This window comes from Pseudomonas sp. DW-iso3, from assembly GCF_058725305.1.
On sequence record NZ_JBZXDZ010000012.1, the window covers coordinates 62,129 to 76,200 of the forward strand.

Here is a 14,072-nt window from a genome sequence, read left to right on the forward strand (position 1 = left end):
TCCGGGTTACAAGATGCAGGACAGGCCATAAGTCAGACCGAAGGCGACCACGGAAATCAGAGTCTCCAGCACGGTCCAGGTCTTGAAGGTCTGGATCACCGTCATATTGAAGTATTCCTTGATCAGCCAGAAGCCGCCGTCGTTCACGTGGGAAAAGATCACCGAACCCGCGCCAGTGGCCAGCACCAGCAATTCGGGGTGTGGATAACCCAGGCCCATGGCGACAGGTGCCACCACGCCGGACGCGGTGGTCATGGCGACGGTGGCCGAGCCCGTGGCAATTCGCATCAACGCGGCAAACAGCCAGCCCATCACCAGCGGCGACAGCTGAAAAGCGTGGGCCAGGCCGAGAATTTCGTTGGTAACGCCCGCATCCACCAGGATGCGATTCAAACCGCCGCCCGCGCCCACCAACAAGGTGATGCTCGCGGTAGGAGCCAGGCATTCATTGGTGAATTTGAGGATCGACTCGCGATTGAAACCCTGCGCAATACCCAAGGTCCAGAAACTCACCAATGTCGCCACCAGCAGCGCAATCACCGAGTTGCCAATGAACAGCAGGAATTGGTTGAAAGCGCTGCCCGGGGAGGAAATCACTTTGGCCCAGCCACCGATCATCATCAGCACCACCGGCAACAGGATGGTGCCCATGGTCAGGGTAAAACTCGGCAAGCGGGTACGCGGTTCGCGGTCAATGAACTGACGTTCCAGCGGGTTTTCCGCTGGCAGATGGATACGCGGCACGATGAATTTGGCGTAGACAGGGCCTGCAATGATTGCCGTCGGGATACCGATCAGGATCGCATACAGCACGGTCTGCCCCACCGACGCGTTATAGGCCAGCACCGCCATCATCGCCGCCGGGTGCGGCGGCACCAGTGCATGCACCACCGACAGACCGGCAACCATCGGCAAACCGACCATCAGGATCGATACGCCGACCCGCCGCGCCACGGTAAAGGCGATCGGCACCAGCAACACAAAGCCCACTTCGAAAAACAGCGGCAGCCCCACCAGAAACGCGATGCAGACCATCGCCCAATGCGCGTTGCGCTCGCCAAACCGGTTGATCAGCGTGCGCGCCACCTGCTCGGCACCGCCGGACTCGGCCATCATCTTGCCGAGCATGGTGCCCAGCGCCACCACCAGGGCGATATGCCCCAGGGTCTTGCCGACGCCCGCTTCGTAGGAGCCCATGATGGTGTCCGCCGGCATCCCGGCCATCAGTGCCAGGCCGATGGACACCAGGGTGATGACGATAAACGGGTTGAGTCGGTAACGTGCGATCAGCACGATCAAAGCAATGATGGCGATGGCAGCGTATGCCAACAGCCCGAAGCCCAGTGATGCGGCCATGCGGTACTCCTCGGAAAGGGTCACGTCGAATTGGTTGTGAAACTCATAAATCATTACCGAGGAGGATTTTCAATTTTTATGAAAGTAATTTTCGCCCATGGATAAGCGCTGTCGCATTGGGATATGCCCGACGTTCGCCGATGAAAATTCGGGGGGTGTTCTTACATGAAGATCAGAGGATGCCGGAAACTCAAGCGCCGCCATCGAGTCATAGAATGCGCCTCCACTCATGCCCAGGAAAACCGACCATGATTCGCACCTCCCTCGCTGTCAGCGCTATGTTTCTCGCCCTGTGCGGCACCGCCTCGGCGGCCGATAACGCAGCGTTGAAAAAATGCATGGACAGCGCCAACACGACCGCAGACATGGTCAATTGCAACGCCAAGGAAGCCAAGGTGCAGGACACGCGTCTGAACAAGGCCTACAAAACCGCCCTCGCCGCCCAGGAAGGCGCGCGCAAGCAGCAACTGCAGGACGTGCAGCGCCTGTGGATAAAATACCGTGACGCCAATTGCGGCTTCGCAGGCTCCGCGACCGGCGGCACCATCGACCAGGTCAACGGCTCCGCCTGTCTGCTGGACATGACCCAGACCCGCGCCCAAGAGCTGGAAGACCTGGTCGGGCCATAAGGAATGGCCCCCCTGTAGGAGCGAGCTTGCTCGCGAAAATCGTCAACGATAACGCGGATAACCTGAGTGCAGGTGGCGCACTCAAGTCTTTCGCGAGCAAGCTCGCGCCTACACGTTGGTGTTCAGTCGTGGTGAACCTTCGCGCGCTTGAGCAGCTTCTTGCACCGCTCCGACAGATGCAGCACCCGCAGATGCTTGCCGGCCTTGGTGTAACGCTCACGCAGGGTCATCAACGCGGCAATCGCTGAGTAGTCGACAAAGCTCAGGTGACGGCAATCCAGCGTCACCTGGGCCGGGTCGTTGGCCGGGTCGAACTGGTTCAGGAACGGCGTGGTCGAGGCGAAGAACAACGTGCCATGCACGCGATAAAGCTTGCTGCCATCGGCTTCCAGGTGCTCATCCGCATACAGCTCTCGCGCTTGTTGCCAGGCGAAATTCAACGCCGCAATCACAATCCCGCACAACACCGCCGTGGCCAGATCGGTGAACACGGTGATGACCGTCACCGCGAGAATCACCAGCACATCATTGACCGGAACCTTGTTGATCACCCGCAAGGAGGCCCAGGCGAAGGTCTGCTGGGACACCACGAACATCACGCCCACCAGCGCCGCCAACGGAATGCGCTCGATAAACGGCGACAGAAACAGAATGAACAACAGGATCATCACCCCGGCAAACACGCCGGACAAACGCCCGCGTCCGCCGGAGCTGAGGTTGATCACGGTTTGCCCGATCATTGCGCAGCCGCCCATGCCGCCGAACAGGCCGGAGACCATATTCGCCGCGCCGAGGGCCACGCTTTCGCGGTCGGGGTAGCCGCGGCTCTCGGTGATTTCGTCGGTGAGGTTGAGGGTGAGCAGGGTTTCCAGCAAGCCGACCATGGCCATCAGGAACGCATAGGGCGCGATGATGCCGAGGGTTTCCAGGGTCCAGGGAATCTGCGGCAGGGAGAAGGTCGGCAGGCCGCCGGCGATGTGGGCCATGTCGCCCAACGTGCGGGTCGGCAAGCCCAGCAGGTACACCGCCAGGCCCACGCCAAGGATCGCCACCAACGCGGGCGGCACGGCGCGGGTGATGCGCGGCAGCAGGTAGACAATGGCCATGGTCACCAGCACCAGGCCGATCATCACGTACAGCGGCGTGCCGCTGAGCCACTGTTCACCGCTCTTGAAATGTTCCAACTGCGCCAAGGCAATGATGATCGCCAGGCCGTTGACGAACCCCAGCATCACCGGATGCGGCACCATGCGCACCAGCTTGCCCAGGCGCAGCAGGCCGAAGGCGACCATGATCAGACCGCCCAGCAACACCGTCGCCAACAGGTATTCCACACCGTGCTGCACCACCAGCGCCACGATTACCACTGCCATCGAGCCCGCCGCACCGGACACCATGCCGGGGCGGCCGCCGAACAACGCGGTCAGTGTGCAGATGATAAAGGCGCCGTAGAGCCCCATCAGCGGGTTGAGGTGGGCCACCAGGGCAAAGGCGATGCATTCGGGCAGCAATGCAAAAGACGTGGTGAGGCCGGCCAGGGCATCGGCGCGCAGACGGGTGAGGTTCATGAAGTACCAGGGTAATGCGGAAGATAAGGCAGGGAATGGTACGGAATTGAGGGAGGTGGGGCTAGTAATGTGTAACATCAGGTAAACCGAATCGCCGCCATCGCAGGCAAGCCCGGCCCCCACAATTGATGTGTGAACACAGTCCAATGTGGGAGCTGGCTTGCCTGCGAAGGCGCACCGCGGTCTTAAGCGAACATCACACCATCTCGTTGCGAATCCACTCCACGACCGACGTACGTTTCGGCGCCCAGCCCAGCCGTTCACGGGCGTGCTTGCCACGCACTCGGCTGTTGGAACCCAAACCATAGTTGGCCATTTCATAACCCCACTCGGCTTCGGCGTCGGCCAATGGCCAATCCTGGGGTTTGCCCAGGTTCAGGGCTTCGGCAATGGCGGTGGTCATGTCGATAAACGCCGCTTCGCTGCTTTCCACGAAGTAGAACGTGCCCGGCACATTCTTGGTCAGCGCCAGCAAATACAACGCCACCACATCTTCAATGTGCACGTTGGACCAGATGTTCTGCCCGCTGCCCACATGGCGCACCACCCCACTCTTGCGCGCCTGCTTGAGCAGACGCGGCAATTGCACGCTGTCGCGCTTCACGCCCAGGCTGTGGCCGTAGATCAATGTGTTGCAGATCACCGCCGAGTTCACGCCTTCTTTGGCTGCGGCCAGGATCAGGTTGTCGATGGCCACGCGGGCGGCCTTGTCGACGGTCGGCTCAGGCAGGTTGTCCTCGAAGTAGATGACCTCGCTGGACTTGCCGCCCGACGCATCACCCACAATGCTTGAACCGCTCGTGTGCAGGAACGGCTTGTTCGAGCCCTTCAACGCTGCCAACAGCGTTTCCACGGCGGCGCGATGGTCGCTGCTTGCGGCATTGATCACCGCATCGGCCTTCTGCGCTTGTTCGGTCAGTACGGCGGTGTCGTCCAGGCTGCCGATCACCGGAGTGATGCCCAGGGCGGTCATCTCAGCGGCTTGTTCGACACTGCGCACCAGGCCGGTAACGCTGTGGCCAGCCTTGACCAGGCCAGTTGCGATGGATCCGCCGATAAAACCTGCGGCGCCGGTTACAAATACCTTCATGGAGAGTGCTCCTGAGTGAGTCAGTGATGGGGCCAGTATCAAGGGCCGATCCCTGACGAATAAGCCCCTGTTGCCCAATTCACTCTTGCGCGAAGGTCACGAATCAGCAGGCATACCGCGCCAGCTTGACCTGGATAAAGTCCAGGAAACACTGGATACGCAACGCCAGCTGCGAGTTCCGGTAGAACACCGCGTGGATCGGCTGGCGATAACCGCTGTTGAACGCCTCAAGCACCGGCACCAGACGCCCGGCCTCGATGTCGTCGATGGTCATGAAATTAGACAGGCAGCAAATACCCTGCCCCGCCAACGCCAACTGACGCACGGTTTCACCACTGGACGCTGCCACGCCGGGCTGGATCAGCCAACGGTCACCTTCCACATGGCGCAACGGCCAGTGGTTGAGGGTTTCGGTCTGGGTAAACCCCAGCAGGGTGTGGTCCGCCAATTCGGCAACCGTGGTCGGCGTGCCGTACTGCTTGAGGTAGTCGGGGCTGGCGAGGATATGCAGTGGCGTACACCCCAGCGAGCGTGCATGCAGGGTGGAGTCGGCCAACGCACCGATGCGAATGGCGATGTCAGTGCTCTGTTCCAGCAGGTCGATGATCAAGTCATCGCTGTTCAGCTCCAGTTGGATGTCCGGGTAGAGGCTGCGAAACTCCGCGATATACGGCACGATTCCATGCAGCATGAACGGCACCGCAGCGTTGATGCGCAGGCGCCCCGCCGGCTTTTTCTGACGCGACGACAGGCGTTCTTCCAGCTCATCCATCTGCGCCAGGATCACCTTGGCCTGCTCGAAGAAGTATTTGCCCTCCTCGGTCAAGTCCATCCGCCGTGTGGTGCGGTTGATCAGCGTGGTGTCGAGCTTGGCTTCCAGGCGTGACAAGGTGCGGCTGACCGCCGAGGGCGTCTGCCCGACCTGTTCGGCGGCAGCGGAAATCGAACCGCATTCAATGACGCTGACGAAGATCTGTAGCTCATCGGATCGGGCTTTCACAGGCGCTCCTCGTTATCGGTTCCCAGCAGCTTACACCGAGAAATTGAAGACCTGCGCCAGATGCTGTTCGTAGCGCGCTACGTCAGCCTCGATCGCCGGGCGCTTCATCACGTCCACGCACAGGAAGGTCGGCAGGCCGGTCATGCCAAGGAACTCGTTGGCCTTGTGAAACGGGAAGTACACCGCATCCACGCCCTTGGCTTCGAAGAAGTCGGTCGGGTCGTCAAAGGCTTGCTGGGGTGCGTTCCAAGTCAGCGAGAGCATGTACTGCTTGCCCTGGATCAGGCCGCCGCTGCCGTATTTCTGCGAGGCATCGGAGCGCGTGCGGCCGTCGCTGGCGTAGAGGCTGCCGTGGCCTTCGGTGAAGACTTCGTCGATGTATTTCTTGACGATCCACGGTGCGCCCATCCACCAGCCGGGCATCTGGTAGATGATCACGTCAGCCCAGAGGAATTTCGCCACTTCTTCTGCCACGTCGTAGCCTTCGTCGATGTGCGTGACGTTGACGTCGATGCCGGCGCGGTCCAACACCGCCACAGCGGCGTCATGCAGGGTGGCGTTGTAGCGACCATCGGAGTGAGCGAATTTCTTGCCGCCGTTGAGCAGGAGGATTTTTTTCATGGGAAGGCATCCTGAGGGGTTAACACTGTCAGCCGGCAGGCTATCGACATTGTCCCCTTGGAATAAGCGGGGGCACGGCAAAATACATTTGATCGGAAAGCACGAATAAACCCTTCATTGTTAACCGCTGATCAGCAGATGCGCGCCCAGCAAGGCCATGCCAACGAAAAATACGCGCTTGAACAACACGGCACTGATGCGCTGGCGTAGCGCCTGGCCCAGCCACATGCCCAGCAGTGCCGGCACCAGCGCCAGCAGCGACGCATTGACCTCCCCGCCACCGAGCTCGCCACGCCACACCAGCCCGGCGGCCAATGCCAAGGTGGAAACAGTGAACGACAACCCCAGCGCCTGCACCAACTGATCACGGTTCAATCCCAGGGCTTGCAGATAGGGCACGGAGGGAATCACGAACACGCCGGTCGCCGAGGTGATGATGCCGGTGATCACGCCGCACACAGGGCCCAGCCAACGCTCGGTCTCAGGCTTTACCTTGAACGTCGGTAGGAACAATCCGCTCAGTGCATACACCAGCAATGCCCCACCCAACGCATGGCCCACCCAGCTTCCCCCGCTCATGCCCAGCCACAGCGTGCCAAGCCCGGTGCCGAGGAAGATCAGCAGCAACATCGGCCACAGGCGTTTGACCAATGCGCTCAGATGGCCGCCGAACGCCAGTTGCCACAGGTTGGTGATCGTCGAAGGGATGATCAGCAAGGCCGCAGCCTGCGCCGGTAACATAGCCAGGCCGAGCAAGCCCATGGAGACTGTGGGCAAGCCCAGGCCGATCACGCCCTTGACGGTGCCGGCCAGGATGAAGGTGCCGATCACCAGCAGGGTCAGGGCGGGGCCGATATTTTGGTAGAACGTCAGGTAGGTATTCATGGGCGCAGTGTGAGGGTTTCCGATGACGCGGGAAATTCGCCATATACTGAGGCAGCCTCTTGTTTTGTGTGAGGCTGATAGACTCTTCGCGAGCAAGCCCGTCCAATCACTGGCCCCCCACCCATGCATTTTGATTTGATTGACCTGCGCCTTTATCTGCACATCCTCGACACCGGCAACATTACTGCCGGCGCCGGGCGCAGCCACTTATCCCTGGCCGCGGCGAGTGCGCGTATCCGGGCGATGGAAGCTTCGCTGGGCATTGAGTGCCTGGAGCGCGGTCGCCGAGGTGTCACACCCACTCCCGCAGGCAAAGCCCTGGCCCGCCATGCCCGCTTGCTGCTGCAACAGGCCGAACATCTGCAACTGGACCTGGCGGAATACGCCAACGGCGTCAAAGGCCAGGTGCGCCTGTTGTGCAACACCACCGCCCTCAGCGAATACCTGCCGGAACTGCTGGCGGACTTTCTATGCGAGCACCCCAATCTCGATATCGATCTGCAGGAGTTGCCGAGCCTGCGTATCACCCAGGCCTTACGCCAGGGCACGGCAGATCTTGGGATCGTCTCCGACGCGGTGGACACCCACGGCCTGCAGACTCTGCCCTTTCGCGATGACCCGTTGGTGCTGATCACACCGCAGGATCATCCGTTCAGCGCAGGGAGTTTTGTCGATAGCCTGCAATACGACTTTGTCGGCCTCGCCCCCCACAGCGCATTGACGGTTTACCTCGAAGAACAGGCGCTGCACGCCGGTTTTCGCTTGCAGACGCGCATACGTGCCGAGGGTTTTGATGGGGTGATTCGCATGGTCGCCCGCGGCGCTGGCCTGGGCATCGTGCCCCAAGCCGCGCTGGAGCGCTGGCCACTGGAGCGCAGCGTCAGGGCCTACCCCCTGCAGGAAGCGTGGGCCCGCCGGAAACTGCAGTTATGCGCGCGCTCGTTCGAACACCTGCCCGGCTATGCCAAGGCCTTGTTCGACGCCTTGGCCCTGCCCTTGCGGAAGAATCCGTAATACACCGCCGACAGAATCAGCAGGAACGGCACGCCAAACACCAGGGTCATCTTGAACGCCTCGGTGAAATACGTGGTGACCATCACCGCGCCCATCAGCACCAGCCCCAGCAGCGTGCTGTAGGGAAACAGCCGGAGTTGGAACGACAATGTCGGCCCACCGTGACGCTTGCGATAACGCCGGAAAAACAGGTGGGTAAGGAAGATCATGAACCAGGTGAAGATCGCGCCAAACATCGAGATCGCCATCATCAGCGTGAACGAGCTTTCCGGGTACACCACGTTCAACAAAGTCGCCAGCGCAATGCCCGAGCTGGACAGCAGCAATGCATTCAGCGGAATGCCGTTCTTGCTCAACGCGCCCATGGACTTGGGGGCAAAGCCGGCACGGGACAGGCTGAACATCATGCGGGTGGTGATGTAGAGCTGGCTGTTCATGGCCGAGAGCGCCGCAATCAGGATCACGAAATTCATCACCCCGGTGGCGCCGGGTATGCCGATGGTCTGCATCACCGTGACAAACGGACTCTGGGCCTGCCCGGCCTGGTTCCACGGCACGATGGCCAGCATCAGCGCCAGGGTCAGCAAGTAAAACACCACCAGGCGCACGATGGTGGCGCGGAAGGCTTTCTTCACCGCCTGTTCCGGGTCGGCGGCTTCACCGGCAGCCACAGCGATCATCTCCACACTCAAATAACTGAAGATCGACACGATCACCGCGATCCACATGCCGCTCAGGCCATGGGGGAAAAAGCCGTCGTGGGCGGTGTAATTCTGCACACCGTACTGCGAGTTGCCGGAGCCGAACACCACGTACACGGCGAGGATAATGAAGCCGACGATGGCGCTGATCTTGATCGTCGAGAACCAGTACTCGAAGTTGCCAAAGGTCTTCACGCTGATGGCATTGAGCAGGATCAGCACACTGGAAAACGACACGATCCACACCCACTCCGGCACGTTGGCGAACCAGTACTTCATGTACATCGCCACCGCCGTGACCTCGGCGCCCACTGCCAGCACGATCGCCGCCCAGTAGGCATAGCGCACCAGGAACCCGGCGAGCGGGCTGATGTAAAACTCGGCGTAGGCGCCAAACGACCCCGAGGTGGAATGGGCCACCGTCATCTCCGCCAGGCAGCCCATCAACAGCAAGGTGATCAACGCGCCGATGGCGTAGCTCACCAATACGCTGGGCCCTGCATAACCAATGGCGTAGGCGCTGCCCATGAACAGCCCGGTGCCAATGGCGCCGCCGATGGCGATCATGCTCATCTGGCCGGAAGTGAGCTGGCGCCGCAGGCCCAGTTCGCGGTGGGTGATCTCTGCAAAGCCGTTGTCTGGCGTGGTCACGTGGCGTGCCCCTTTATTATTGTGATGGTTGTTGCTGACGCGGAACCCCGTGGGAGCTGGCTTGCCTGCGATCGCGTCGGTGCATTCACCACCGTCATCGCAGGCAAGCCAGCTCCCACCTTTGATCGGCGGTGGATCAGGTGACGCTGTTGCGGACTTTGAATTGCGGTTGGTTCCAGGTGTGGTTGTCTAGAATGTCGCCGAGGGTTTCCACGGCTTCCCATACTTCGGTAAAGCGCGTGTACAACGGGGTAAAACCGAAACGCATGATGCGTGGTTCGCGGTAGTCACCGATCACACCACGGGCGATCAAGGCCTGGATCACCGCGTAGCCTTCAGGGTGTTCGAAGCTCACATGGCTACCGCGCTTGGCGTGTTCACGCGGGGTGATCAACTTCAAGTCGTGGGCAGCACAACGGGCTTCGACCAACGCGATAAACAGATCGGTCAACGCCAGGGACTTGCTGCGCAAACTCGCCATATCGGTCTGGGCAAAAATCTCCAGGCCACATTCAACCATTGCCAGTGAAGTAATCGGCTGGGTACCGCATAAATAACGAGCAATGCCGGCACTCGGCGCGTACGTCGACTCCATGGCGAACTGCCGGGTGTGCCCGAACCAGCCCGACAATGGCTGGCGCACCACATCCACCAGCGCTGGATTGACCCACACAAACGCCTGGGAACCCGGGCCACCGTTGAGGTACTTGTAGGTGCAGCCGATCGCATAGTCGGCACCGGCCTGATGCAGGTCGATGGGCACCGCGCCCGCCGAGTGCGCCAGGTCCCAGATGCTCAGCGCACCGCACTCGTGGCTCAGGGCGGTCAGCGCCTGCATGTCGTACATGTAGCCGGTCTTGTAGTTGACGTGGGTCAGCATCACCACCGCCACGTCCTGATCGATGGCCTGGGGCAGTTCGTCCGGGCTGTTCACCAGGCGCAGGGAATAGCCTTGCTGCAGCAACTCGGCCAGTCCCTCGGCGATGTACAGGTCGGTGGGGAAGTTACTCGCCTCACTGACGATCACCTTGCGCCCAGGCTGGCGTTGGCGCTGCACGGTCAACGCGGCGCTCAGCACCTTGAACAGGTTGATAGAGGTGGTATCGGTGATCGCCACTTCGTTGTCACGCGCGCCGATCAACGGTGCCAGGCGGTTACCCAGGCGCAGGGACAAATCCGCCCAGCCGGCGTTGTTCCAACTACGGATCAAACCGTTGCCCCACTCCTCGGCAATCACCGCTTGCGCCCGCGCCAACGCCGCCACCGGCCGTGCACCCAGGGAGTTACCGTCGAGGTAGATCACACCCTCCGGCAAGGCGAACTGGCGGCGCAAAGGTGCCAGCGGGTCCTGGGCGTCGAGGGCTTGGCAATGGCTTCGAGTGGTCATGGGTTGTCCTGGTTTTTATAAGTAAGAATGGACCAAATAATGAACGAAGTTTTAGAGAATTTTCGTGCAAAGTGAGTAGCAACAGGCTAATTAAGCTGTAGGAAATTCGAATTTACCCCCCAAACACGCGGATTTATTCTAACCATGATTCTCGACGCCACCGACCTGCGCCTCCTGCATTTCCTGCAACAGGATGGCCGCATCAGCAACCAGGAACTGGCGGAAAAAGTCGCGCTTTCGCCGTCCGCCTGCCTGCGCCGTCTGCGCCTGCTGGAAAGCGAGGGGATCATCAGCGGTTACCGCGCGGTGCTGAATGCGGAGCAATTGGGGATTGAGCTGGAGGCCATCGTCCACCTGTCCTTGCGCCAGGATGTGGAGGATTGGCACGAGACATTCATCAAGAAGGTGCAGGGCTGGCCGGAAGTGGCCAGCGCCTACGTGATCACCGGCGCCAGCAACTATGTGCTGCGGGTGCAGGCACGCAACCTCAAGCACTTCTCGGACTTTATCGTGAACCACCTGAACCGCACGGCGGGCGTGATGGATATACGCTCGGAGATTGTGTTGCAGAAGATCAAGGATCGGGATGAGGTGCTGGACCTGGTCGTCCGCAAATAGCGCCAACACCACAACCCCCTGTGGGAGCTGGCTTGCCTGCGATAGCTAGGGTGCATTCACCCTCGTCATCGCAGGCAAGCCAGCTCCCATATTTTTAACCGCGTTTAGTCTTCGAGGGCGCGCACTCGTTGCATGCGCTTCTGCTCTACCGGCGCATCCGCCACCTGCAATTCAAAGTCAAAATCAATCTGCGCAAACCGCCCTTCCACACCGAACTCCCGCGCCAGCTGTGGATCGTCACTGAAGCGGATCTGCGCAATCAACTCATCCCGCGTCGCATAGGCAAAATCATCATGCAGGTACGGGTCATCCGACAGGTTGATCTGCGTGGTCAGGTGTCGATGCCCCGGCGCCGAAATGAAGAAGTGGATATGCGCTGGCCGTTGCCCGTGACGCCCCAGTTGATCCAACAGTTGCTGGGTCGGCCCGCTTGGCGGGCAGCCGTAGCCGGACGGCACGATACTGCGGAATCGGTAGTTGCCCTGTGCGTCGGTCTCGATGCGTCGGCGCAGGTTGAACTCGGACTGCGTCGGATCAAACCACGAGTAAGTACCCGCCGTGTTGGCCTGCCACACGTCCACAATCGCCCCCGCCAATGGTTTGCCCTCGGTGTCACGCACCTGCCCGCGCATGAACAGCGGCACCGCGTCGTCCTTGCCATCATCCAACCGTGCCTCGTACTTCGACAGCGGCGCACCGGCCACATACAACGGGCCTTCGATGGTGCGCGGAGTGCCACCGGATTTGCCGGCTTCCTCATCGGCAGCGTCCATCAACAAGTCCAGGTAATGTTCCAGGCCCAGCCCGGCGGCGAGCAGTCCGGCCTCCTGGTGCTTGCCTAACTCGTTCAAATAGTTGACCGCCTTCCAGAATTCTTCCGGGGTCACTTCCAGGTCTTCGATGATGTTCACGGTGTCACGCAGGATCCGGTAGATCAGCGCTTTGGTACGCGGATTGCCACCGTCGTTGAGGTTGCCGCTGGCTTCTTCAAGAAACTGTTGGGCATGGGCAGTCTGGGACAGGCGGATGGACATGGTGCATTCCTCATCTTGTAGTTATTAAGGTGAATACCGGCCTAGCGGTCATCCTCATGGATCGACGAAGGGTGACGGCACAGGGCGTTCACCTCGATGGCCATGTAGGGGTAAAGCGGCAGTTGCATCAGCAGGTCGTGCAGTTCCTGCACGCTGTCGACATCGAACACGCTGTAGTTGGCGTAGTGCCCGGCGATGCGCCACAGGTGGCGCCATTTGCCTTCCTGTTGCAGGCGCTGCGCCAACGCTTTTTCTTCAGCCGTGAGGCCCGCTGCACGCTCGGGGTTCATGTCGAGGGGCAGGTTCACGGTCATTTTTACGTGGAACAACATGGCAGGCGCCTCTTAGTGTTTGTCACGACGGAAGAACGCCAGGCGCTCTTCATCGATGGCCAGGCCCAGGCCCGGTGCGGTGGAGACATGCAGCTGGAAATCGCGGTACACCGGCGGCTCGGTGAGGATGTCTTCGGTGAGCAGCAACGGGCCGAACAGTTCGGTGTCCCACGCCAGCTTGTTCAGCGTGAGGAAGGCATGCGCCGAGGCCAGGGTGCCAATGCCGCCTTCAAGCATGGTGCCGCCGTACAGGCCGATGCCGGCCGCTTCGGCAATCGCGGCGGTACGCAACACGGCACGCGGGCCGCCGTTCTTGGCGATCTTGAGGGCGAACACCGAGGCCGCGCCTTCGCGGGCCAGGTTGAAGGCATCTTCGACACACTCGATGGACTCATCTGCCATGATCGGCGCCGGGCTCGACAGGTTGAGCCGCGCCATGCCGCCGCGGTTGTTGCGTGAGATAGGCTGTTCGATCAGGTCGATTCCGTTGTCACCGAGCACTTTGCATGCACGCAGTGCCACCGCTTCATCCCAGGCCTGGTTGACATCGACGCGCACACTGGCGCGGTCGCCCAGGGCCTTTTTGATCGCGATCACGTGAGCCAGGTCGTGGCTGACCTCACCCGCGCCAATCTTCAACTTGAAGAGGCGGTGGCGGCGCAGGTCGAGCATCTTTTCCGCTTCGGCAATATCCTTTTCAGTGTTGCCGCTGGCCAGGGTCCAGGCCACCGGCAAGGCATCGCGCACACGGCCGCCGAGCAGTTCGCTGACCGGCAGGTTCAGGCGTTTACCCAGGGCATCGAGCAAGGCGCTTTCGATACCGGACTTGGCAAAGGTGTTGCCGCGAATACTGCGCTCCAGGCGCAACATGGCCGCGTTGATATTGCTGGCGTCCTGGCCGATCAACAGGGGCGCGAAGTGACGGTCAATGTTGACCTTGATGCTGTCAGGACTTTCGTTGCCGTAACTGAGGCCACCAATGGTGGTGGCTTCGCCAATGCCTTCGATACCGTCGGCGCAGCGCAGGCGGATGATCACCAGCGTCTGGTTCTGCATGGTGTGCATCGCCAACTTGTGCGGGCGAAGGGTGGGGAGGTCGACGATGATCGTGTCGATCGACTCGATGGCGCAAATCGGCATGGCAATACCCGTTGGGTTCTTTATAGATTTGAGCCGATTTTGTGCC

14 protein-coding genes are annotated in these 14,072 nt (G+C 60.7%); 3 read left to right on the plus strand and 11 right to left on the minus strand.

Annotated elements, in window-relative coordinates; genetic code table 11:
* Positions 1–6 precede the first annotated feature (6 nt).
* Positions 7–1,410 (minus strand): GntT/GntP/DsdX family permease, encoded by a 1,404-nt coding sequence (locus AC4PS7_RS28045; RefSeq protein ID WP_492179861.1) that lies wholly within the window; start codon positions 1,408–1,410, stop codon positions 7–9.
* A 194-nt stretch (positions 1,411–1,604) separates the two neighbouring features.
* Here AC4PS7_RS28045 and AC4PS7_RS28050 point away from each other — a divergent pair, with 194 nt between their 5' ends.
* On the plus strand, positions 1,605–1,985 hold the full coding sequence (locus tag AC4PS7_RS28050; protein WP_431480377.1) for a lysozyme inhibitor LprI family protein: 381 nt from the start codon (positions 1,605–1,607) through the stop codon (positions 1,983–1,985).
* A 122-nt stretch (positions 1,986–2,107) separates the two neighbouring features.
* Here AC4PS7_RS28050 and AC4PS7_RS28055 read toward each other — a convergent pair whose 3' ends face one another.
* The 5 genes from AC4PS7_RS28055 to AC4PS7_RS28075 all read right to left on the minus strand — a co-directional run bounded on the left by AC4PS7_RS28055 (position 2,108) and on the right by AC4PS7_RS28075 (position 7,149).
* Positions 2,108–3,553, minus strand: a complete 1,446-nt coding sequence (locus tag AC4PS7_RS28055) for a SulP family inorganic anion transporter (protein WP_010206505.1) — start codon at positions 3,551–3,553, stop codon at positions 2,108–2,110.
* A gap of 196 nt (positions 3,554–3,749) precedes the next feature.
* Positions 3,750–4,643: an NAD-dependent epimerase/dehydratase family protein gene (locus AC4PS7_RS28060; protein ID WP_021492160.1), complete on the minus strand. Its 894-nt coding sequence runs from the start codon at positions 4,641–4,643 to the stop codon at positions 3,750–3,752.
* 103 nt (positions 4,644–4,746) lie between these two features.
* Positions 4,747–5,643 (minus strand): LysR family transcriptional regulator, encoded by an 897-nt coding sequence (locus AC4PS7_RS28065; RefSeq protein ID WP_010206514.1) that lies wholly within the window; start codon positions 5,641–5,643, stop codon positions 4,747–4,749.
* A gap of 30 nt (positions 5,644–5,673) precedes the next feature.
* On the minus strand, positions 5,674–6,264 hold the full coding sequence (gene mdaB, locus AC4PS7_RS28070) for an NADPH:quinone oxidoreductase MdaB (protein ID WP_198730005.1): 591 nt from the start codon (positions 6,262–6,264) through the stop codon (positions 5,674–5,676).
* A gap of 120 nt (positions 6,265–6,384) precedes the next feature.
* Entirely contained in the window at positions 6,385–7,149 is a 765-nt protein-coding gene (locus tag AC4PS7_RS28075) for a sulfite exporter TauE/SafE family protein (protein ID WP_021492161.1), read from the minus strand.
* Positions 7,150–7,272: 123 nt separating this feature from the next.
* Between AC4PS7_RS28075 and AC4PS7_RS28080 the strand changes: the two genes are divergently transcribed.
* Positions 7,273–8,163: a LysR family transcriptional regulator gene (locus AC4PS7_RS28080; RefSeq protein WP_010206518.1), complete on the plus strand. Its 891-nt coding sequence runs from the start codon at positions 7,273–7,275 to the stop codon at positions 8,161–8,163.
* Here AC4PS7_RS28080 and AC4PS7_RS28085 read toward each other — a convergent pair.
* Positions 8,109–9,515, minus strand: a complete 1,407-nt coding sequence (locus tag AC4PS7_RS28085; RefSeq protein WP_431480376.1) for an amino acid permease — start codon at positions 9,513–9,515, stop codon at positions 8,109–8,111. The two genes, AC4PS7_RS28080 and AC4PS7_RS28085, sit on opposite strands and share 55 nt — an antisense overlap.
* 136 nt (positions 9,516–9,651) lie before the next feature.
* Positions 9,652–10,902 (minus strand): kynureninase, encoded by a 1,251-nt coding sequence (gene kynU, locus AC4PS7_RS28090; protein WP_045791636.1) that lies wholly within the window; start codon positions 10,900–10,902, stop codon positions 9,652–9,654.
* Between the two features lie 144 nt (positions 10,903–11,046).
* On the opposite strand from kynU, the gene AC4PS7_RS28095 reads away from it, so the two are divergent.
* Positions 11,047–11,520: an Lrp/AsnC family transcriptional regulator gene (locus tag AC4PS7_RS28095; protein ID WP_003176072.1), complete on the plus strand. Its 474-nt coding sequence runs from the start codon at positions 11,047–11,049 to the stop codon at positions 11,518–11,520.
* 104 nt (positions 11,521–11,624) lie between these two features.
* Here the strand turns inward: AC4PS7_RS28095 and catA are convergent, their stop codons facing one another.
* From catA to AC4PS7_RS28110, 3 genes are read right to left on the minus strand one after another with little or no spacing between them, the layout of a single operon-like run.
* Positions 11,625–12,554: a catechol 1,2-dioxygenase gene (gene catA / locus AC4PS7_RS28100; protein ID WP_044287873.1), complete on the minus strand. Its 930-nt coding sequence runs from the start codon at positions 12,552–12,554 to the stop codon at positions 11,625–11,627.
* A 41-nt stretch (positions 12,555–12,595) separates the two neighbouring features.
* Positions 12,596–12,886, minus strand: coding sequence for a muconolactone Delta-isomerase (gene catC / locus AC4PS7_RS28105; protein WP_492179862.1), 291 nt, complete (start codon positions 12,884–12,886; stop codon positions 12,596–12,598).
* A gap of 12 nt (positions 12,887–12,898) precedes the next feature.
* Positions 12,899–14,026: a muconate cycloisomerase family protein gene (locus tag AC4PS7_RS28110; protein ID WP_010206523.1), complete on the minus strand. Its 1,128-nt coding sequence runs from the start codon at positions 14,024–14,026 to the stop codon at positions 12,899–12,901.
* Between the last annotated feature and the right edge of the window lie 46 nt (positions 14,027–14,072).

Coding starts and splice junctions, on each gene's coding strand:
- AC4PS7_RS28045 (WP_492179861.1), bottom strand. CDS start 1,410: ATGATTTATGAGTTTCACAACCAATTCGACGTGACCCTTTCCGAGGAG.
- AC4PS7_RS28050 (WP_431480377.1), top strand. CDS start 1,605: ATGATTCGCACCTCCCTCGCTGTCAGCGCTATGTTTCTCGCCCTGTGC.
- AC4PS7_RS28055 (WP_010206505.1), bottom strand. CDS start 3,553: ATGAACCTCACCCGTCTGCGCGCCGATGCCCTGGCCGGCCTCACCACG.
- AC4PS7_RS28060 (WP_021492160.1), bottom strand. CDS start 4,643: ATGAAGGTATTTGTAACCGGCGCCGCAGGTTTTATCGGCGGATCCATC.
- mdaB (WP_198730005.1), bottom strand. CDS start 6,264: ATGAAAAAAATCCTCCTGCTCAACGGCGGCAAGAAATTCGCTCACTCC.
- AC4PS7_RS28075 (WP_021492161.1), bottom strand. CDS start 7,149: ATGAATACCTACCTGACGTTCTACCAAAATATCGGCCCCGCCCTGACC.
- AC4PS7_RS28080 (WP_010206518.1), top strand. CDS start 7,273: ATGCATTTTGATTTGATTGACCTGCGCCTTTATCTGCACATCCTCGAC.
- kynU (WP_045791636.1), bottom strand. CDS start 10,902: ATGACCACTCGAAGCCATTGCCAAGCCCTCGACGCCCAGGACCCGCTG.
- AC4PS7_RS28095 (WP_003176072.1), top strand. CDS start 11,047: ATGATTCTCGACGCCACCGACCTGCGCCTCCTGCATTTCCTGCAACAG.
- catA (WP_044287873.1), bottom strand. CDS start 12,554: ATGTCCATCCGCCTGTCCCAGACTGCCCATGCCCAACAGTTTCTTGAA.
- catC (WP_492179862.1), bottom strand. CDS start 12,886: ATGTTGTTCCACGTAAAAATGACCGTGAACCTGCCCCTCGACATGAAC.
- AC4PS7_RS28110 (WP_010206523.1), bottom strand. CDS start 14,026: ATGCCGATTTGCGCCATCGAGTCGATCGACACGATCATCGTCGACCTC.